Below are 19,660 nucleotides of genomic sequence, written 5' to 3'. Positions count from 1 at the left end.
TCGCGTTCCATGCTCCGTCACTACACTTGCACGACGTCGAGGACCGCGCGTGCGCCGTCCTTGAAGTCGTGAAGCGTAATGGCGCTTTTCTGCGAACCGCCGTCGCCGCCAAATGCGATGGCGCCCCGTCGCTCGCTTGCGCGCGCGGTGGACATCGCCTTTTGCATCTTGGGCGTTTCGCTCGAGTCAGCGCACTTCTTCGCGCTCGATGCCGCGCTAGCGGCATCGAACGCTAACGGCGCCGCTACCGACGCCAATATGCGGGTGCTCGCTTCGCCATGCCGCACGAAGTCCGCATCCGGCCGCCGGCACGCAGCGGCCGAGGCCGCCTGCAAACCGGCGCGACGCAACGGCGCATCGAGCGCCGGCGACGTCACCTTGCGGGCACGCACACCGCCTGCAAGGATTGTTGCTCCGATTTCGAGCGTGGCCTGCGCTGCAGGCAACACACTCGCCGAAAAAATTCTGCCATACCTGCGTGCGCTGGGCCGGGCGCGTCCGATGCGGGTGGGTAGAAGCGCCGGCGCCCTCGCACGCGACATGCTGCGCCGGCAAGGCGGCCGTGCGCGTCGATCCGACCGCGATGCCGCCCGCAGTTTATTTTTTTTCTCCTGAACGAAAGGCGCGGACTCGACCGCCCACCCCTGGATGCTTTCCAAGGTGGCAATAGCCGCCGTCTCACTCGTCGGCGCCGCGACGGCCCGTGCCGCGTCACCGATGCTCGCCTCGCCGCCTCTCGTCTTGCTCGATGCGGCGTAAGCAAACTTGACTTGCATTAACTAGGTCTCCCGCGCCTTACTCAATACCGGTGCCAAAAGGCCCAGGGACCTTGAGGACGCGCGCATTGTAACTCCAATTGCCGAGCGGCCAATATGCTGAATCGCCAGGGTTTTCCTGCATTGCAACCTTTTTTTGGGACCCTTATTTGGTGCACGTCGCAACCTAGTTGCGACATTTCCTCGTTTATTGGGAGCAACCTTCGGATTTACGCGCTTGCGGAAAATAAAAAAGCGCACCGCAAGGGGCGCGCTTTTTTGGGAAAAACACGGTAATCAGGGGAAACCCCAACGCCCGCAACGAGGTTCCCACGCGGCGCACATTCGCCCGCGTGCACGTCAGTTCGGGAGCGAGAGCCCGCGCGGCAATGGAAAAGCAATGTTCTCCTCGATGCCTTCGAGCGCGCGCACGTTGCGCACACCGAGTTCGCGCAGCCGCCCGATGACCGCTTGGGCGAGCACCTCCGGCGCCGAGGCGCCAGCCGTCACGCCGATGCGCTGCTTGCCTTCCACCCAGGCCGGATCGATTTGATCGGGCGAGTCCACCATATAGGCGGGGACGCCGCGCTTCTCGGCCACTTCGCGCAACCGGTTGGAATTGGAACTATTGGGACTGCCGACCACGATGACGACATCGCATTGCGGCGCCATGAACTTGACGGCGTCTTGCCGGTTCTGCGTGGCGTAGCAAATGTCCTGCTTCTTCGGTTCCCGGATGTGCGGAAAGCGCGCCTTGAGCGCGGCGATGATGTCCGCGGCGTCATCCACCGACAAGGTCGTCTGGGTGACGAATGCAATGCGCGACGAATCGGATAGTTCTAGCGCATCGACGTCTTCTGCGCTCTCGACGAGATACATGCCCTCGCCCGACTGCCCCATGGTGCCCTCGACCTCGGGATGCCCTTTGTGCCCGATCATCACGATATCGAGTCCCTCTTGGCGCATCTTCGCCACTTCCATGTGAACTTTCGTCACGAGCGGACAGGTAGCGTCGTAGATGCGCAGCCCGCGCGCCTCGGCCTCTTCCCGCACGGCTTTGGACACCCCATGCGCGCTGAAGATGACGGTGCTGCCCGCCGGGAGGTCGTCGAGCTGCTCGACGAAGACAGCGCCCTTCTTGCGCAAATCTTCGACGACATAGGCGTTGTGAACGATCTCGTGGCGCACGTAAATGGGCGCGCCGAACAGCTTGATGGCGCGCTCGACGATCTCGATAGCACGGTCCACCCCCGCGCAGAAGCCGCGCGGCTGGGCGAGCAAGACTTCCGCCTCGACAGCGGCGATGGAGGTATCCGACGGACTCATGTTTACAGAATTCCGATGATTTGCACTTCGAACGTCAGCGCCTGACCCGCGAGCGGATGGTTGAAGTCGAACAGCGCTGACGTTTCGCCGACTTCCTTGAGCACGCCGGCGTACCGTCCGCCGCTCGGCGCATTGAATTCGATCAGGTCGCCGGGCGCGAAGTCCTCGCCCACCATGCCGTTTTCTCGCAGGGTGGCGAGCGACACGCGCTGAATCAACTCGGGATTGCGCGGACCGAACGCTTGCCCTTCGCCTAGCCGGAAAGTCGAATGGTCGCCGGCCTTCATCCCTATCAGAATGTCTTCCAGCGGCTCGGCGAGTTGGCCCGCGCCGAGCAGCAGGGTCGCCGGCTTATCGCCGAAAGTGTTCACGATGTCGGCGCCGTCGGCGAGTGCCAGCCGGTAGTGAAGCGTCACATGCGAACCCGCTTTCACTTCTGAAATATCGATGATGCTCATGGGATAGCTCGTAGGACGAACGCGACATGCGCGTTGCGATTGGGCCGCGTTGCGGCGGGCTTGGCGCGCACGCTGCGCGTTTCGGCGCCCGGCCTACGGGCGCCCGCACAAAGGCTCCATTGTAAGCCACCTCGCGCCGGGCAGCGCGCGCCTAATGCGCGCACAGTCCGTGCCCAACCCATCAAACGCTTCTATGAGAGATGCATATGCCGGTTAGTTCCGACCTGCTTGGCCCCTTGAAAGCGCTAGCGCCGCGCCGCCCGCGCGGGGCGGCGGCGCGCGACATGCCGCGCGAGCGGCTGTTCGGGCGCGGGGCCGCCTCGCTGTCCGACACGGAACTCGTTGCAATTTTTTTAGGCTCGGGGCTGCCCGGGCACAACGTGTTCGACCTCGCGCGCTCGCTTCTGGCTCGCTTCGGCTCGCTGCGCGGTATCCTCGACGCCACCCCGCGCGACTTCGACGGCGTGCACGGCATCGGGCCGGCAAAGACCGCGGTGCTGCTGGCCGTCATCGAGATGGCGCGCCGCGCCCTGGCCGAGCGGGCGCGCGAGCAGCCGCTCGTCGATTCGACCGAAGCGGTTCACGACTACGTACGCCTTTTGATCGGCGCGCGCCCGTACGAAGTGTTTCTCTGTCTGTATCTAGACGCTCGGCATCGACTGATCGACAGCGAGGAAATCTCGCGCGGCTCGTTGACGCGCCTGGCCGTCTATCCGCGCGAAATCGTGCGCCGCGCGCTCGAGGCCAATGCCGCCAGCCTCGTCGTCGCGCACAATCATCCGTCTGGGGCGGTCAAACCCAGCGCGAGCGACCGTCAGCTCACGCACGTGTTGCGCGATGCGCTCGCGCTGATCGACGTGCGGCTCGTCGACCATCTCGTGGTGGGGCGCCACGACGTCTTCTCGTTCGCCCGCGCCGGCTGGCTGTAGGGTCCGGCTGCCGTTTGTTCGCCGGCAAAATCGCCTGTCCGCAAATTCGGTTTGATTTTTCGGCGCTTTTTCTGCTAGAATCGCCGTCTGCCTGTTTCCAACCTCGTTCAGAAGCTTGGGGGAGGTCGCCGCACTCAGTTGCTGAGCGGCTTCCTTGTGCCCTTTCCTGTTAGGCCCCGACCAGGCTTGAACCCCGAATTTAAGCGTTTTAGGAGTGCTCTCATATGGCACGCGTATGCCAAGTAACTGGGAAAGCGCCGATGAGCGGCAACAACGTTTCCCACGCCAACAACAAGACGAAGCGGCGTTTCTTGCCGAATCTGCAATCCCGCCGTTTCTGGGTGGAAAGCGAAAACCGTTTCGTGCGTCTGCGCGTTTCGAACGCCGGTCTGCGCTTGATCGATAAGAACGGCATCGACACCGTGCTGGCCGATCTGCGCTCGCGCGGCGAAATCTAAGGAGTCCAGTCATGGCCAAAGGCGCACGCGACAAGATCAAGCTGGAGTCGACCGCAGGTACGGGTCACTTCTATACCACGACGAAGAACAAGCGCAACATGCCGGAAAAGATGGAGATCATGAAGTTCGATCCCGTCGCCCGCAAGCATGTCGCGTACAAGGAAACGAAGATCAAGTAATCGGTCTCGTTCGAGCCGAATACAACCAAAAGCCCCGCCACGCGCGGGGCTTTTGCTTTGGTGCGCCCCCATTGCGTCGCGCGCCGCGGTATCCTCCCAAGCTTACCCACGCGATTTTCACACGGCTGCACTCTGCTGCGCGTACGCGCGGGGGATCGGGGACAAGGGAAACACAGATGAATTTCGACGTCGTAATCGTAGGCAGCGGCCTGGCGGGCCTGACCGTTGCGCTGAATCTCGCCGAGAAGCGGCGCGTGGCCGTCATCGCCAAACGGTCGATGACGGAAGGCGCGAGCGACTGGGCGCAAGGCGGAATCGCCGCCGTGCTGGACTCGGCCGATAGCGTCGAAAACCACGTCAACGATACGCTCGTCGCAGGCGCAGGGCTGTGCGACGAAGGCGCCACACGGTTCATCGTCGAACATGGCCGCACGTCCATCGAGTGGCTGATCGATCAGGGCGTGCCGTTCACGCGCGACGATGCGGCCGAGCTGGGCTTTCATCTGACGCGCGAGGGCGGCCACAGCCATCGCCGCATCATTCATGCGGCGGACGCCACCGGGCACGCGGTCGTAGCCACGTTGTCCGAACGCGTACGCCAGCACCCGAATATCACGCTGCTCGAGGATCATTACGCGATCGATCTCATCACATCCGATCGCCTCGGTCTGCCGGGCCGCCGCTGCCATGGCCTCTATGCACTCGACATCGATAGCGGCCGAACGGTCACGCTGGAGGCGCCCCATACGATCCTCGCAACGGGCGGCGCGGGCAAGGTCTATTTGTATACGACGAATCCCGATACGGCCACGGGCGACGGCATTGCAATGGCGTGGCGAGCCGGGTGCCGGGTGTCGAACATGGAGTTCATCCAATTCCACCCGACCTGCCTCTTTCACCCTTACGCGAAGTCGTTTTTGATCACGGAAGCCGTGCGCGGCGAAGGCGGCAAGTTGCTGCTGCCCGACGGCACGCGCTTTATGCCCGCTCACGATGAGCGGGCCGAGCTCGCTCCACGCGACATCGTCGCGCGCGCGATCGATTTCGAGATCAAGAAGCGCGGTATCGACTGTGTCTATCTCGACATCAGCCATCAGCCCGCCGCCTTCTTGCACGAGCATTTCCCGACGATTCTCGCGCGCTGCCTCGAGTTCGGTATCGACATCACGAAAGATCCGATCCCCGTCGTGCCCGCGGCGCACTACACCTGTGGCGGCGTCGTCACCGATTTGGCGGGACGCACCGACCTCGCCGGCTTGTATGCCGTGGGCGAAACTTCGTACACAGGCTTGCATGGCGCAAACCGGCTCGCCAGCAACTCGCTGCTCGAATGCCTCGTCATCGGCCGTTCCGCCGCGGACGCGATCGAGCGCGAAGGCTTCGACGCAGCCGCTCATGCCCCGCTGCCCGACTGGGACGAAAGCCGCGTCTCCGATCCCGACGAGGAAGTCGTCGTCGCCCACAACTGGGACGAGCTGCGCCGGTTGATGTGGAACTACGTGGGGATCGTGAGGACGGACAAGCGCTTGGCCCGCGCCAAGCACCGCCTCGCGCTGCTGCGAGACGAGATTCAGGAATACTACGCAAACTTCAAAGTGAGCCGCGACCTGCTGGAGCTGCGCAATCTGGTCGATGTCGCTTCGTTGATCGTCGACAGCGCACGCTCACGGCGGGAAAGTCGCGGCTTGCACTTCTCGCGCGATTGGCCGTCCGCCCTGCCCAAAGCATTGCCGACCGTGCTCGCGCCCGAGCGCGTTCCGAACCGGCAAGTGTGAGCCGCACACCGTGCGAGGCGGATCGCGCGAAACGCTACCCGCCACACATACCCTATCGGAACCCGTCCTCTGTCAAGCACGGCGGCAGCGGCGGGCGGGGGCACACGCCTCTTTAGCGCCAGAGCCTGTTCACGCCAATTCCAGTTCTTGCGAACGCGCGTTGCCTGGCGTGAAGAGGGCTAAAGAGGCCTAAAGCAACCGCATCGAGAAATCGGTCGCGCGCACGTCTTTGGTCAGCGCGCCGATCGAGATCCGATCGACGCCCGTCTCTGCAATCGCGCGCACGGTGTCGAAATTGACGCCGCCCGATACTTCGAGCAGTGCGCGTCCAGCGGTGAGCTTGACGGCGGCGCGCATCGCCTCGAACGAAAAGTTGTCGAGCAGGATCGACTCGGCCCGGTGCGCGAGCGCCGATTCGAGCTGCTCGAGCGTTTCGACTTCGATTTGAATCGAAACCCCGGCGTTCAATGCGTACGCGGCCTCCAACGCCGGCCCGACACCACCCGCCGCGGCGATGTGATTTTCTTTGATCAGGATGCCGTCGTACAGCGCGAGGCGCTGATTCGCACCGCCGCCCACGCGCACGGCGTACTTCTGCGCGAGGCGCAGCCCAGGCAACGTCTTGCGCGTGTCGAGAATATGGGCGCGCGTGCCCTCGATCGCATCGACATACCGGCGCGTGGCGGTGGCCACACCCGAGAGCAATTGCAGAAAGTTCAAGCCGTTGCGCTCCGCCGTGAGCAATGCGCGCGCCGGCCCGCGCAGAAAGCACACCGCAGAATCGGCCGCCATCCGCTCACCCTCGCGATAGCGCCAATCGATTTCGATCGACGGATCGACCTGTTCCATCACGGCGACGAACCACGGCACGCCGCACAGCACAGCCTCTTCGCGCACCAGAATGCGCGCATCGCGAATCGAGTCGGCCGGCACGAGCCGCCCCGTCAAATCGCCCTCACCCACGTCTTCCGATAGCGCGTCCGCGACATTGCGCGCGAGCGCGGCATCGAACGCGGCGCCGTACTGCGCGTGAATCTCCGCAAAAAGCGGCGATATGACGTCACGGGCCGCCGTAGCTTGTTGCACGGTCATATGATCAATAGTCCTTTGCGCCGCAGCTGGCCGCACCGGCCGCCGCGACATGCGAATGTCGAACGAAGGGATGCGGACGCAAGCCGCGTCACGCTGCGCCGACGTTGGCAAACAGCGACGTGTCGCGCGCGAGGTCGCCGCTTGCTTGCACGCGCTTCTTGTGAGCCGCCGCGAACGCCAACATCCGATCGATCGGCACGCGGGCGCGCTCGCCGACGGATGGATCGATGAAGATCTCGTTGTGGCCGCGCTCGAGCACGTCGACCAAGTTCGCAAGCCCGTTCATCGCCATCCACGGACAATGCGCGCAGCTCTTGCAAGTCGCACTATTGCCGGCCGTCGGTGCTGCGATGAAGGTCTTGCCCGGCGCCGCGAGCTGCATCTTGTGCAAAATGCCGAGGTCGGTCGCAACGATGAAGTGCGTCGCATCGAGGCGCTTGGCGGCGTCGATCAACTGCGTCGTCGAACCGACGACATCGGCCTGCGCCACCACGCTCGCGGGCGATTCAGGGTGCACGAGCACCTTTGCCTGCGGATGCTCGGCCTTCAACAAATCGAGCTCGATGCCTTTGAACTCGTCATGTACGAGACACGATCCTTGCCATAACAGCATATCGGCGCCCGTCTGCTTCCGAATGTAATCGCCCAGATGGCGATCGGGCGCCCAAAGAATTTTCTCTCCGCGCGCGTGCAGATGCGAGACGATCTCGAGGCCGATCGAGGATGTCACCATCCAATCGGCGCGCGCCTTCACGGCGGCGCTGGTGTTCGCATACACGACGACGGTGCGATCTGGATGCGCATCGCAGAACGCCGAGAACTCGTCGGCCGGGCAGCCGAGATCGAGCGAGCATGTCGCATCGAGATCGGGCATCAGAATGCGCTTGCCGGGACTCAGGATCTTCGCGGTCTCGCCCATGAAACGTACGCCCGCCACGACGAGCGTTTGCGCTTCGTGATCGCGCCCGAAGCGCGCCATCTCGAGCGAGTCGGCCACGCAGCCGCCGGTTTCGTCGGCTAGTTCCTGCAACTCCGCGTCGACGTAGTAGTGCGCGACGAGCACGGCCTTTTCACGCTCGAGCAACTCACGCACGCGCGCCTTCAGTTGCCGCTTCTCTTCCGGCGACGGCGCCGGCGGCACTTTCGCCCAAGCGTGGCCGACGCCGCAAACGGCGCCTGCGATCGGCTTGTCGAATTCGACGGTCTTGATGGCCGAGTCCATCCTGTTCTCCACTATCGCGCCTGACGGCCGAGCCGAGCCGAGCGCAAAACAGGCCCCGAACATACGAGGCCCAAAAAGCAACACCCCGCCAAAGCGGGGTGTCGATGACGTACCGAAATTTTAATGGATTTCGCGTGAGCAGGCGCTCAGGCGTAGCGGCGCAGGCGCATCGCGAATTCCTGCAATGCTTGGATGCCGCTTTGCTCGGCCCGATGACACCAGTCCTGCAACTGGGCCAGCAATTGCTCACGAGAAGCGTTCGAGCGCTCCCAGATCGCGCTCAGATCCTTACGCAACTCGATGAACGTGCGCAGGGTTTGGCTGTCGGCGAAGATTTCCGGCAGTTGACGCTTTTGCGGCTCGTCGAGTCCAGCTTCTTCCTTGTGGAACCACTCGCGCGCGCCACGCATCAATTGATACTTTTCGCGCGCGCCGATTTCCTTGAGCCGCGCGAGCTCCTGGCGATAGGCCCGCTTGACGGTCTTGGCATAGCGCGCCATGACCTCGTAGCGATTCGTCAACACCGCCTGCAGCGTGTCCTGGTCGAGCACGGGCTTGCTGGCCGTCAGACGCGGCGTGGGCGCGATCTTCTTGACCTTGGCGAGGCCAACGGCCGACATCAAGCGAATGTAGAGCCAACCAATGTCGAACTCGAACCATTTGTTCGAAAGCTTGGCCGAGGTGGCGTACGTGTGGTGATTGTTGTGGAGTTCCTCGCCGCCGATCAGGATGCCCCAGGGGAAAATGTTCGTGCTCGCGTCGGCCGAATTGAAGTTACGGTAGCCCCAGAAGTGAGCGAGACCGTTCACGACGCCGGCTGCCCAGAACGGAATCCAGATCATCTGCACCGCCCACACGCTTAGGCCGACGATGCCAAACAGCGCGACGTCGATCACCATCATGAGGCTGACGCCAAGGATGGGATAGCGCGTGTAGACATTGCGCTCGATCCAGTCGTTGGGCGTGCCGTGGCCGAAGCGCCGCAGCGTCTCTTCGTTCTTGGCTTCCGCGCGATACAGTTCCGCGCCCTCGAGCAACACCTTCCAGATGCCGCGCGTTTGCGGGCTATGCGGATCCTCTTCGGTTTCGCATTTCGCATGATGCTTGCGATGGATCGACGCCCACTGGCCCGTGAGCATGCCCGTCGTCATCCACAGCCACAGGCGGAAGAAATGGCTCGCGATCGGATGCAGATCGAGCGCCCGGTGCGCCTGGCAGCGGTGCAGATAGACGGTGACGCCGATGATCGTGACGTGCGTGACGGCGAGCGCGAACAGCACAATCTGCCACCACGAAAAACGAAGCAAGCCGTGCGCGAGAAAATCGAGAAGGGTGTTCAGCAAGGTGTTTACCTGTATTACGACGACGCCCGCGACCAAAAGCGGATGCCGAGAGATGAAAGCTAGCTTTCGATAGCTGTCGGCATTTTACTGCAATCGACGCAAGTATTTGTAACAAAAAAGAATTTTTGCGATGCAACAGCCCGCGTGACCGCCATTTTTACCGATTTACGCGGGTTGATCCGCTTCCGGGGCGCGCGGCATATCGCCGCAGCGACAATCAAGCGCCCGTTGCCGCATCTCGAGCGAGCGGCGTGCCCGGTTCGCGCATCTCGTTCGCGCCAGCGCCGATGGACGGATCCTGAGCCAGCTCGACCGCACCGTTCAGCACGGCCGGCAAAGCGCCGACGAGATGGATATCGCGTCGCGCATAGGGAATCGAAATGCCGTGCTCCCCGAACAGCCGCCAAATGTTGCGGTTGACGCTCGAGCGGGTGGCGGCCGTGCCCTTGGCCGCTTCTTCGATCCAGTAGCCGAGCTCCAGATTGATGCCGTCGGCGCCGAAGCCCACGAGATAGGCGGCGGGCGCCGGATCCTCCAGCACCCGCTCGACGCCGTGCGCCGCCTCGACGAGCAAGGCCATCGCTTGGTCGACGTCGGACGTATAGGCGATCTGCACGGCAGCCTTCGCATAGCCGCGCGTCAAATAAGAGGAGTGGTTTTGCACCACGTCCGTCACGAGCTTTTCATTGGGGATGAGAGTCTCGATGCCGTCCAACCCCCGCACCGTGGTGTAACGCGTCGTGATGTGCGTCACCATGCCCTGCAGACCCGCGACGTTGATCGTATCGCCCAGCCGCAGCGAGCGGTCGATCAAGATGATGAACCCCGAGACGTAGTTGCTCGCGATCTTTTGCAAGCTCAGACCGAGGCCCACGCCGAGCGCGCCGCCGAACACGCCAAGCACGGTAATGTCGATGCCTACCAGCGAAAAGCTGACCAGCACGGCCGCCAGCAGCAACAGCGCACGCCCGACGCGCGACAGCACGACACGCAAATTGGCGTCGACCGAATGCGCGCGCATGACGCGGTCTTCGTAGACCGAGCCGAGCCAGAGCGCAAACACGACGGTGGCACACACCCACATCAGCCCTGTCGTGAACGAGAGCAAGGTCATATGCGCATTGCCGACCCGGAACCGGACCGACGCCATCCAGCGCAGCACCTCGTCCTGAATGCCGAGCACGGTGATGCCCATGCCGATCCACACCAGCACGGACACGAGCTTTTCGGCGATGGAGAGCCAAGCGTGGGCGTGGCCGGTGCGCCCGAACACGCGGCGCGCGATGAAAAAGACGAGGTAGATGAGCGCGATCCCAAACAGCGGGACGAGCGCAAGCTCCAGCAGGGAGGTCGACATGGACTCGGCGAGCGCGGTCTGCGCCCCCCAGACGAGCACGCCGCCAAGCAGCGGAAACAACGCTTTGCGCAGGCTTTCCGCGCCGAAACGCACCGCTTCCTGCCGGGCGCGCCGGCGCGATTCCAGAGCGCGGGCGACGAGCCGTGCGAGCCCCCATGCAACGAGCAACGCGGCGAGCAGCGTCGACGCCTGCCAGATCATGACGGGCTGGCCGTAATCGCGCGCGATGTCGGCCAGCATATGGGAGAGGATTCGGTTCTGTGTCATCACGATGAGAGGCCGGCCGCACGCACGGCCGGCCTCGTGCTAACGATCACGCACGGCGTTCGAGCACCGCGGCGAAAAAGCCGTCGGTCGCATGCCGATGCGGCCAGAGCGAAAGGAAATCGCCCATTTCGAGTTCGATGCGTTGCTCGGCGAGCACCTTGCCCGCCGGTACGAGCGAGAAATCCGGGTGATCGGCGAGAAACTGCGTGACGATCGCTTCGTTTTCCGCTTCGAGCACGCTGCAGGTCGCATAGACGAGCCGCCCGCCGGGTTTCACGAGGCGCGCGGCGCTGGCGAGGATCGACGCCTGCTTGGGCGCGAGTTCCTCGACCGAGCCCGGGCTCTGGCGCCATTTCAAATCGGGATTGCGCCGCAAGGTGCCCAAGCCGCTGCACGGCGCATCGACGAGCACACGGTCGATCTTGCCCGCCAAGCGCTTGATCTTGGCATCGTGCTCGCTGTCGATCAACACCGGATGCACGTTCGACAGGCCGCTGCGCGCAAGACGCGGTTTCAGCTTGGCGAGCCGCCGGTCGGAGACGTCGAACGCATAGAGGCGCCCCGTGGAGCGCATGGCCGCTCCGAGTGCGAGCGTCTTGCCGCCCGCACCGGCGCAAAAGTCGACGATCATTTCGCCGCGACGCGGGGCGACGAGCGCGCACAGCAACTGACTGCCCTCGTCCTGCACCTCGATCCAGCCATCCTCGAACGGCTTGAGCTTGGTCAGCGCAGGCTTGCCGACGACGCGCACGCCTAACGGCGCAAACGGCGACGCCCCCGCTTCCACGCCGGCGCTTTTCAGCGCTTCGATGACTTGCTCGCGATTCGCCTTGATCGGATTGACGCGCAGATCGAGCGGCGCCGGGTAATTGAGCGCGGCGGCCAACTGCGCCAGCTCCTGCGCGTCGAACCGCTTGGCCAGCGCTTCTGCGATCCAATCGGGCAAGTTCGTCCGCACGCGCAGCGGCAAGCTGGCCGGATCGATCTTCGAAACGTGCTCGAGCCATGCGCCTTCGGCGTCCGACACGTAAGGCGCGAGCGCGGCGCGGCCGGCCGTCTGCATCAAACCGAGCAGCGCGAGGCGCCGCGTGGGACTGCCGCTGCCGCTCTCCGCCAAGTGGGCGAACTCCATGCGCCGGCGCAGCACCGCGAACACGGCCTCTGCGATCACGCCGCGCTCGGCATGGCCGAGCTTGGGATGGGCGCGAAAGAAACGGCTCGTCGTCGCATCGGCCGGGCCGGCGAACTTGAGGACATCGGCCAGCAGCGTTTCGGTCTGGCCGATCAGGAACCCATGCAGCACCGAATCTCGCTTGCCGCCCGCGCGTGCGGGACCGTGCGCGCCCTTTTCTTTTTTCTTCGTGTGCTTCATACGGCCGCCTCTTGCGTGTCGGAGAAATACCATTGCGGTTCGGGCGGCGTGACGGCCACGCGCAGCCCCGAGAGCGTCAAGCGATCTTCGACGAACCAGCGCACCGCGCGCGGATAGATCACATGCTCGACCGCGAGCAGGCGCTGCGCGAGCGAGCGGGCATCGTCGCCGGCCGTGACCGGAATCGCGCCTTGCGCGACGATCGGGCCGTGATCGAGTTGCGGCGTCACGAAATGCACCGTTGCGCCGTGCAGCGCCACGCCCGCTTCGAGCGCCCGCTCGTGCGTGCGCAGCCCGGGAAAGCTCGGCAGCAAGGACGGATGAACGTTGAGCATGCGGCCGGCGTAACGTTCGACGAAGCCCGACGTGAGCACGCGCATGAAGCCGGCCAGCACGACGAGGTCGGGCGAGAAGCGATCGACGGTCTGCGCTAGCGCTGCGTCGAAGGCTTCGCGATCGGGGTAGCCGCCGTGCTCGACGACGGCCGTGGCGATGCCCTGGGAGGCCGCGAACGCAAGCCCGGCGGCATCGGCCCGGTTCGACACGACGGCCGCGATGCGCGCTGGCCAGCGCTCCTCGCTACAAGCGCGTACGATCGCTTGCATGTTGCTGCCGCGCCCGGAAATCAGAATTACGATATTTTTCATCCGGCGATTTTATCACCCGAGGCCTCGCGCAAATCCGCGCGCGAGCCGGGCCGAGCGCCGAGCGTTTATAATCTTCTGCTTTGCGGCATCCGCCGCCCGTTCATCGATGATCGGCTTCGCGGCAATGCGCCGCCCACCCCAACGGCTATCGTGAGAGTCTTCCGCGGTCTTCCCAACGCCGAAAGCCGCGCGCCCTGCGCGCTGACGATCGGCAACTTCGACGGTGTCCACCGCGGCCACCAGGCGCTGCTCGCCCGCGTGAGCGAAGCGGCGCGCGCGCGCGGCTTGCCCGTGTGCGTCATGACTTTCGAGCCGCACCCGCGCGAGTTCTTCAATCCGGCCGGTGCGCCGCCGCGCATCGCGATGCTGCGCGACAAGCTCGAAGCGCTGCGCACCAACGGCGTCGATCGCGTGGTGGTGGAACACTTCAATCACACGTTCGCGAGCCAGTCGCCCGACGCCTTCGTCAAGCGCATTCTCGTGGACGGCTTGCACGCGCGCTGGGTGTTGATCGGCGACGATTTCCGCTACGGCGCCAAGCGCGCCGGCGATTTCGCCTCCCTCAAAGCGGCCGGGGAACGATACGGGTTCGAGGTCGAACAGATGCAAACGGTCGCCGATCCGAGCGGTGCGCGCATTTCGAGCTCGGGCGTGCGCGCCGCGCTGATTGCGGGCGATCTCGACGCCGCCCGCGCGGCGCTCGGCCGCCCTTATGCCATCAGCGGCCATGTCGTGCATGGGCTCAAGCTCGGCCGCGACCTGGGCTTTCCCACCCTGAATCTGCCGATCGCCCATAAGCGCCCCGCGCTGGCGGGCATCTTCATCGTCCGCGTCCACGGCGTCGAAGCGGCGCCGCTGCCCGGCGTCGCGAGCCTGGGGCTGCGCCCGACCGTCGACGATTCGGGGCGCGTGCTGCTCGAAGTGCATCTGCTCGACTGGCATGGCGACGCCTATGGCAAACTCGTGCGCGTCGAATTTCTGAAGAAGTTGCGCGACGAGGAAAAGTACGCCGATCTCGAGACGCTGACGGCCGCCATCGCGCGCGATGTCGTCGGCGCGCGCGCCTATTTCACGGCGCTCGAGGGTGCGCAAGCGGCCGCCGAAGGCGCGCCCGGCAGCCGCGCGACGGGGTTTTCGACCTCGGCAACCGACCGAATTCGCTAGCCGCCGAACCGGCGCACGGCGCAAGGCGCAGCGCCTGTCCGTGCGGTCATCACTTATTCAATACCGAAGCGCCCACGGCTCGGGCGCCCACCGATTTCAGCGATAGCACTATGAGCGACAAGAAAGCCGATTCGAAACCGCAGGCCAAATATCCGGTCAACCTGCTCGACACGCCGTTCCCCATGAGGGGCGATCTGCCCAAGCGCGAGCCCCAATGGGTCAAGGCATGGCAAGAAAACGGCATCTACGAAAAGATCCGCGCCGCCAGCAAGGGCCGTCCGCTCTTCGTGCTGCACGACGGCCCGCCGTATGCGAACGGCGACATCCACCTGGGCCACGCGGTCAACAAGATCCTCAAGGACATCATCGTGAAGTCGCGCAACATGGCCGGCTTCGACGCACCGTATGTGCCGGGCTGGGACTGTCACGGCATGCCGATCGAAATCCAGATCGAAAAGCAGTTCGGCAAGTCGCTGCCCGCGGCTCAAGTGCAGCAAAAGGCGCGCGCCTACGCGGGCGAGCAGATCGAGACACAGAAGGCCGGGTTCAAGCGGCTCGGCGTGCTCGGGGATTGGGACAACCCGTATAAGACGATGAACTTTTCGAACGAGGCGGGCGAGATTCGCGCGCTCGCCAAGATTCTCGAAAAGGGCTACGTGTTCCGCGGCTTGAAGCCCGTGAATTGGTGTTTCGACTGCGGCTCCGCGCTCGCCGAGGCCGAGGTCGAGTATAAGGACCGCGTCGACCCGTCGATCAGCGTGCTGTTCCCGTTCGCCGAACCCGAGAAAACGGCGCATGCGTTCGGCCTCGCTTCGCTGCCGCGCAGCGAAGGCGGCATCGTCATCTGGACCACCACGCCGTGGACGATCCCGGCCAACCAGGCGCTGAACGTGCACCCCGAGCTCGACTACGCGCTCGTGGACACCGAGCGCGGCCTGCTCGTGCTCGCGCAAGAGCGCGTGCAAGCATCGCTCGAGGAGTTCGGCCTGACGGGCAACGTCATCGCCACCGCATCGGGCGCGAAGCTCGTCAACCTGCGCTTTCACCATCCGCTCTCGTCGGCGCACCTGGGCTATAAGCGCACTTCGCCGGTCTACTTGGGCGAATACGTCACGATCGATTCGGGCACGGGCATCGTTCACACGTCGCCGGCCTACGGCGTGGAAGATTTCGAGTCCTGCAAGTCGCACGGCATGGCCGATTCGGACATCATCAACCCGGTGATGGGCGATGGCCGCTACATCGAATCGCTGCCGCTATTCGGCGGGCTCAGCATTTGGGCCGCGAATCCGAAGGTGGTCGAGGCGCTCGCCGCGGCCGGCACGCTGCTGCATGCGGAAAAGTACTCGCACAGCTACATGCACTGCTGGCGCCACAAGACGCCGATCATCTATCGCGCCACCTCGCAATGGTTCGCGGGCATGGACCTCACGCCGAACGACGGCGCGGCCACGCTGCGGGAAACGGCATTGGCCGGCGTGGAAGCCACCGCGTTCTTCCCGTCTTGGGGCAAGCAGCGTCTTTACAGCATGATCGCGAATCGCCCCGACTGGACGCTCTCGCGTCAGCGCCAATGGGGCGTGCCGATGGCGTTTTTCGTCCACAAGGAAACGGGCGAGCTGCATCCGCGCACGATCGAGTTGCTCGAGGCCGTCGCTCAGCGCGTCGAGCAAGGCGGCATCGAAGCATGGCAGACGCTGGACGCGCGCGAGTTGATCGGCGAGGACGCCAACCTCTATGAGAAGAATCGCGACACGCTCGACGTCTGGTTCGACTCGGGCACGACGCACTGGCACGTGCTGCGCGGTTCTCATCGAGCCGCCTCGCACTTCCCTGCCGATCTTTACCTCGAAGGCTCGGACCAACACCGCGGCTGGTTCCACTCGTCGCTGTTGACGGCGTCCATGCTCGACGGCCGCGCGCCGTATCGCGCACTGCTGACGCACGGCTTCACCGTGGACGGCGAAGGCCGCAAGATGAGCAAGTCGCTCGGCAACGGCGTCGACCCGCACGAAGTCGCGAACCGCCTGGGCGCCGAGATCATCCGCTTGTGGATCGCCTCCACCGACTACTCGGGCGAGCTTGCGATCTCCGAAGAGATTCTCAAGCGGGTGACCGAAAGCTATCGCCGCATTCGCAACACGCTGCGATTCTTGCTCGCCAATCTGTCCGACTTCGATTTCGCCCAGCACGCGCAGCCGGTCGCGCACTGGCTCGAGATCGATCGCTACGCCGTCGCGCTCGCCGCCGAACTGCAACAGGACATCCTCGCGCACTACGAGAAGTACGAATTCCACCCCGTCGTCGCGAAGCTGCAGACGTTCTGCTCGGAAGATCTCGGCGGCTTCTACCTAGACGTGCTGAAGGACCGCCTCTACACGAGCGCGCCCGATTCGCAGGCCCGACGTTCGGCGCAAACGGTGCTCTATCACATCGCCCAAGGTTTGCTGCGGGTGATGGCGCCGTTCCTTTCGTTCACGGCGGAAGAAGCCTGGAAGGTGTTTCAACCGGGCAACGACACGATCTTCACGGAAACGTATTACGGCTACCCGGAGATCCCGGGCGCCGAAGCGCTGCGCTCGAAATGGGCATTGCTGCGCGCGGTGCGCGGCAACGTGACGAAGGCGTTGGAAGAGGCGCGCGCGGCCGAGCAAATCGGATCGTCCCTGCAAGCCGAAGTCACGATCCGTGCGACGGGGGCCGCCTACGATGCGCTCGCTAGCTTGGGCGGCGACTTGAAGTTCGTGCTGATCACCTCCGATGCGAAGATTGTGAAGGTCGATGCCGACTCCGAGGAAGGCGTCGATGTGGTCGCCTCGAAGTATCTGAAGTGCGAGCGCTGCTGGCACTATCGCGCCGACGTCGGCGCGAAGGCGGAACATCCGACACTTTGCGGCCGCTGCTTCAGCAACCTGTTCGGCGAAGGCGAAAAACGGAGCGCGGCATAATGGCGAAATCGCGTTCGATGCAGGCGAGCGGCGCTTCCCTCGCCCCATGGCTCGGTATCTCGTTGATCGTCATCTTGTTCGACCAGTTGACGAAGATCGCCGTCACCAAAGTATTTGCCTATGCCACGCCGCACGCGGTCACACCGTTCTTCAACTTCCTGCTGATTTTCAATCGCGGGGCGGCGTTCAGCTTTCTGTCCAGCGCAAGCGGCTGGCAGCGCTGGGCGTTCACGGGGCTGGGCGTGATCGCCGCATGCGTCATCGTCTATTTGCTCAAGCGCCACGGCAATCAGCGCTTGTTTTGCACGGCGCTCGCGCTGATCATGGGGGGCGCGCTAGGCAATGTCATCGATCGCCTGGTGCACGGGCGAGTGATCGACTTCCTCGATTTCCACGTGGGCAATTGGCACTGGCCGGCATTCAACCTCGCGGACAGTGCGATCGTCATTGGCGCCGCGCTGCTCGTGATCGACGAGTTGCGGCGCGTGCGCGGCGCGCGCTGACGTGCTTCGGAGGCAAAGCTTGGCAACCGCGGAACTCGCAGGCAAACATCTGCTGCTCGGCATGACGGGCGGCATCGCTAGCTACAAGATCGCAGAACTGACGCGCTTGATGACCAAGGCCGGCGCGACCGTCCAGGTCGCGATGACGGACGCGGCGACGCAGTTCATCACGCCGGTCACGATGCAAGCGCTCTCGGGCAGGCCCGTGTTCACGAGCCAATGGGATGCGCGCATCGACAACAACATGCCGCACATCGATCTATCGCGCGCGGCGCACGCGATCGTGATCGCACCGGCATCGGCCGACTTCCTGGCCAAGCTCGCCCACGGGCGGGCCGACGATCTGCTCTCGATCCTTTGCCTCGCCCGCGAGTGCCCGCTGCTCGTCGTGCCCGCGATGAACCGGCAGATGTGGGCGCATCCCGCCACCCAACGCAACGTCGCGCAATTGCGCGCCGACGGCGTCGTCATTCTCGGTCCCGACGCCGGGTCGCAAGCCTGCGGCGAGGTGGGCGAAGGCCGCATGATCGAACCGGAAGACGCCTTCGAGGCGCTCGTCTCGTTCTTCCGGCCGAAACTGCTCGCGGGCCGGCGTGTGCTTGTTACGGCCGGGCCGACGTTCGAACCGATCGACCCCGTGCGCGGCATCACGAATCGGTCGAGCGGCAAGATGGGCTTCGCACTTGCCCGCGCTGCGCAGCAAGCCGGCGCCGAAGTGCGTTTGATCGCTGGTCCCGTGGCGCTGTCGACCCCATGGGGCGTCGAGCGCGAGGACGTCGAAACCGCGCAGCAGATGTACGACGCCGTCATGCAATCGGTCGCGGATTCGGACGTATTCATCGCCGTGGCGGCGGTAGCCGACTGGCGCGTGACCCAAACGAGTCCGCACAAGATCAAGAAAACGGCGGGGCAAGCCGTTCCGACGCTTTCGTTCGTCGAAAATCCCGATATTCTCGCGACCGTTGCGAAACTGCCCAATGCGCCATACTGCGTCGGCTTCGCGGCCGAAAGCGGGGATTTGGCCGCCAACGGCGAACAAAAACGCCTGAAGAAGAACGTCCCGCTCATCGTCGGCAATCTCGGACCGGCCACGTTCGGCCGCGACGATAACGAGGTGATCTTGTTCGATGCCACGGGTGCGAAGCATTTGCCCCGCGCCGACAAGGACACGCTTGCGAGCGTGCTGATCGCCGAGATCGCGCGACGGCTACCCGATACGAGTCTCATTTCGTGATGGCCAAGCGCGCCGAGCCCGCGGCCCAATGAGTGCTCGGCGCGGATCCGCGCCGATGGCACCGGACCTTACCTTGCGGCTTTTATGCCTGTTCATTCATCTATGAAACTCGACCTGAAAATCCTCGACGCGCGCATGCGCGATTACCTCCCCGCCTATGCCACAACGGGCAGCGCGGGCCTGGACTTGCGCGCCGCGATCGAGGCGTCGATCACCCTCGAACCGGGGCAAACGGCGCTCGTGCCGACCGGTCTTGCGATCCATGTCGGCGATCCTGGCTATGCGGCGTTGATCCTGCCGCGCTCGGGCTTGGGCCACAAGCATGGGATCGTGCTCGGCAATCTGGTCGGCTTGATCGATTCCGATTACCAGGGAGAGCTGATGATCTCGACTTGGAACCGCGGCCATACGACGTTCACGTTGAATCCCATGGAGCGCCTCGCGCAACTCGTCATCGTGCCCGTCGTGCAGGCCCAGTTCAATATTGTCGACGAATTCCCCGCGAGCGAACGCGGCGCGGGCGGGTTCGGCAGCACAGGCAAGCATTGATCGATCGCTAGCGTCACGGCACGCGCAAAAACGAAAACGGCGCTTCGAACTGCGAAGCGCCGTTTTCTTTGGCGAACCCCGA

General features: G+C 64.2%; 18 protein-coding genes. 9 read left to right on the top strand and 9 right to left on the bottom strand.

Annotated elements, in window-relative coordinates:
• Nucleotides 1-20: 20 nt before the first annotated feature.
• The 3 genes from MMB74_RS25065 to MMB74_RS25055 form a co-directional block, all read right to left on the bottom strand.
• Nucleotides 21-446, bottom strand: coding sequence for a hypothetical protein (locus MMB74_RS25065; RefSeq protein WP_277431361.1), 426 nt, complete (start codon nt 444-446; stop codon nt 21-23).
• 669 nt (nt 447-1,115) lie between these two features.
• Nucleotides 1,116-2,081, bottom strand: coding sequence for a 4-hydroxy-3-methylbut-2-enyl diphosphate reductase (ispH, locus tag MMB74_RS25060; protein WP_277431360.1), 966 nt, complete (start codon nt 2,079-2,081; stop codon nt 1,116-1,118).
• Nucleotides 2,082-2,083: 2 nt separating this feature from the next.
• A complete protein-coding gene (locus MMB74_RS25055; RefSeq protein ID WP_277431359.1) occupies nt 2,084-2,539 on the bottom strand; it encodes a peptidylprolyl isomerase in 456 nt (151 codons plus the stop codon).
• Between the two features lie 206 nt (nt 2,540-2,745).
• On the opposite strand from MMB74_RS25055, the gene radC reads away from it, so the two are divergent.
• From radC to nadB, 4 genes are all read left to right on the top strand, one after another.
• A complete protein-coding gene (gene radC, locus MMB74_RS25050; RefSeq protein WP_277431358.1) occupies nt 2,746-3,468 on the top strand; it encodes a DNA repair protein RadC in 723 nt (240 codons plus the stop codon).
• 224 nt (nt 3,469-3,692) lie between these two features.
• On the top strand, nt 3,693-3,926 hold the full coding sequence (gene rpmB, locus MMB74_RS25045) for a 50S ribosomal protein L28 (RefSeq protein ID WP_277431357.1): 234 nt from the start codon (nt 3,693-3,695) through the stop codon (nt 3,924-3,926).
• An 11-nt stretch (nt 3,927-3,937) separates the two neighbouring features.
• Nucleotides 3,938-4,105 (top strand): 50S ribosomal protein L33, encoded by a 168-nt coding sequence (gene rpmG, locus MMB74_RS25040; RefSeq protein WP_004185395.1) that lies wholly within the window; start codon nt 3,938-3,940, stop codon nt 4,103-4,105.
• Nucleotides 4,106-4,281: 176 nt separating this feature from the next.
• A complete protein-coding gene (nadB, locus tag MMB74_RS25035) occupies nt 4,282-5,880 on the top strand; it encodes an L-aspartate oxidase (RefSeq protein WP_277431356.1) in 1,599 nt (532 codons plus the stop codon).
• A 189-nt stretch (nt 5,881-6,069) separates the two neighbouring features.
• Here the strand turns inward: nadB and nadC are convergent, their stop codons facing one another.
• The 6 genes from nadC to purN all read right to left on the bottom strand — a co-directional run bounded on the left by nadC (nt 6,070) and on the right by purN (nt 13,180).
• Entirely contained in the window at nt 6,070-6,972 is a 903-nt protein-coding gene (gene nadC, locus MMB74_RS25030) for a carboxylating nicotinate-nucleotide diphosphorylase (protein WP_277431355.1), read from the bottom strand.
• A gap of 88 nt (nt 6,973-7,060) precedes the next feature.
• Entirely contained in the window at nt 7,061-8,194 is a 1,134-nt protein-coding gene (gene nadA / locus MMB74_RS25025; RefSeq protein WP_277431354.1) for a quinolinate synthase NadA, read from the bottom strand.
• A 146-nt stretch (nt 8,195-8,340) separates the two neighbouring features.
• Nucleotides 8,341-9,537: an acyl-CoA desaturase gene (locus MMB74_RS25020; RefSeq protein ID WP_277431353.1), complete on the bottom strand. Its 1,197-nt coding sequence runs from the start codon at nt 9,535-9,537 to the stop codon at nt 8,341-8,343.
• A gap of 217 nt (nt 9,538-9,754) precedes the next feature.
• Nucleotides 9,755-11,161 (bottom strand): mechanosensitive ion channel domain-containing protein, encoded by a 1,407-nt coding sequence (locus MMB74_RS25015; protein ID WP_277431352.1) that lies wholly within the window; start codon nt 11,159-11,161, stop codon nt 9,755-9,757.
• 46 nt (nt 11,162-11,207) lie between these two features.
• Nucleotides 11,208-12,533: an RsmB/NOP family class I SAM-dependent RNA methyltransferase gene (locus MMB74_RS25010; RefSeq protein ID WP_277431351.1), complete on the bottom strand. Its 1,326-nt coding sequence runs from the start codon at nt 12,531-12,533 to the stop codon at nt 11,208-11,210.
• Nucleotides 12,530-13,180 carry a phosphoribosylglycinamide formyltransferase gene (gene purN, locus MMB74_RS25005; protein WP_277431350.1) on the bottom strand — a complete coding sequence of 217 codons (651 nt, stop codon included), beginning with the start codon at nt 13,178-13,180 and terminating at the stop codon, nt 12,530-12,532. The genes MMB74_RS25010 and purN overlap by 4 nt, the downstream gene beginning before the upstream one ends.
• A gap of 150 nt (nt 13,181-13,330) precedes the next feature.
• Between purN and MMB74_RS25000 the strand changes: the two genes are divergently transcribed.
• From MMB74_RS25000 to dut, 5 genes are all read left to right on the top strand, one after another.
• Nucleotides 13,331-14,344, top strand: a complete 1,014-nt coding sequence (locus tag MMB74_RS25000; protein ID WP_277431349.1) for a bifunctional riboflavin kinase/FAD synthetase — start codon at nt 13,331-13,333, stop codon at nt 14,342-14,344.
• Between the two features lie 110 nt (nt 14,345-14,454).
• Nucleotides 14,455-17,292 carry an isoleucine--tRNA ligase gene (ileS, locus tag MMB74_RS24995; protein WP_277431348.1) on the top strand — a complete coding sequence of 946 codons (2,838 nt, stop codon included), beginning with the start codon at nt 14,455-14,457 and terminating at the stop codon, nt 17,290-17,292.
• A complete protein-coding gene (gene lspA / locus MMB74_RS24990; RefSeq protein WP_277431347.1) occupies nt 17,292-17,795 on the top strand; it encodes a signal peptidase II in 504 nt (167 codons plus the stop codon). Before ileS ends, lspA begins: the two co-directional genes overlap by 1 nt.
• A gap of 19 nt (nt 17,796-17,814) precedes the next feature.
• Nucleotides 17,815-19,029 (top strand): bifunctional phosphopantothenoylcysteine decarboxylase/phosphopantothenate--cysteine ligase CoaBC, encoded by a 1,215-nt coding sequence (gene coaBC / locus MMB74_RS24985; protein ID WP_277431346.1) that lies wholly within the window; start codon nt 17,815-17,817, stop codon nt 19,027-19,029.
• Between the two features lie 102 nt (nt 19,030-19,131).
• On the top strand, nt 19,132-19,578 hold the full coding sequence (gene dut, locus MMB74_RS24980; protein ID WP_277431345.1) for a dUTP diphosphatase: 447 nt from the start codon (nt 19,132-19,134) through the stop codon (nt 19,576-19,578).
• Nucleotides 19,579-19,660 lie beyond the last annotated feature (82 nt).

It is taken from the genome of Trinickia sp. Y13 (assembly GCF_029522115.1).
GTDB lineage: Bacteria > Pseudomonadota > Gammaproteobacteria > Burkholderiales > Burkholderiaceae > Trinickia.
The sequence above is the reverse complement of the archived record's forward strand: the minus strand, read 5'-3'. Positions and strand labels throughout refer to the sequence as shown.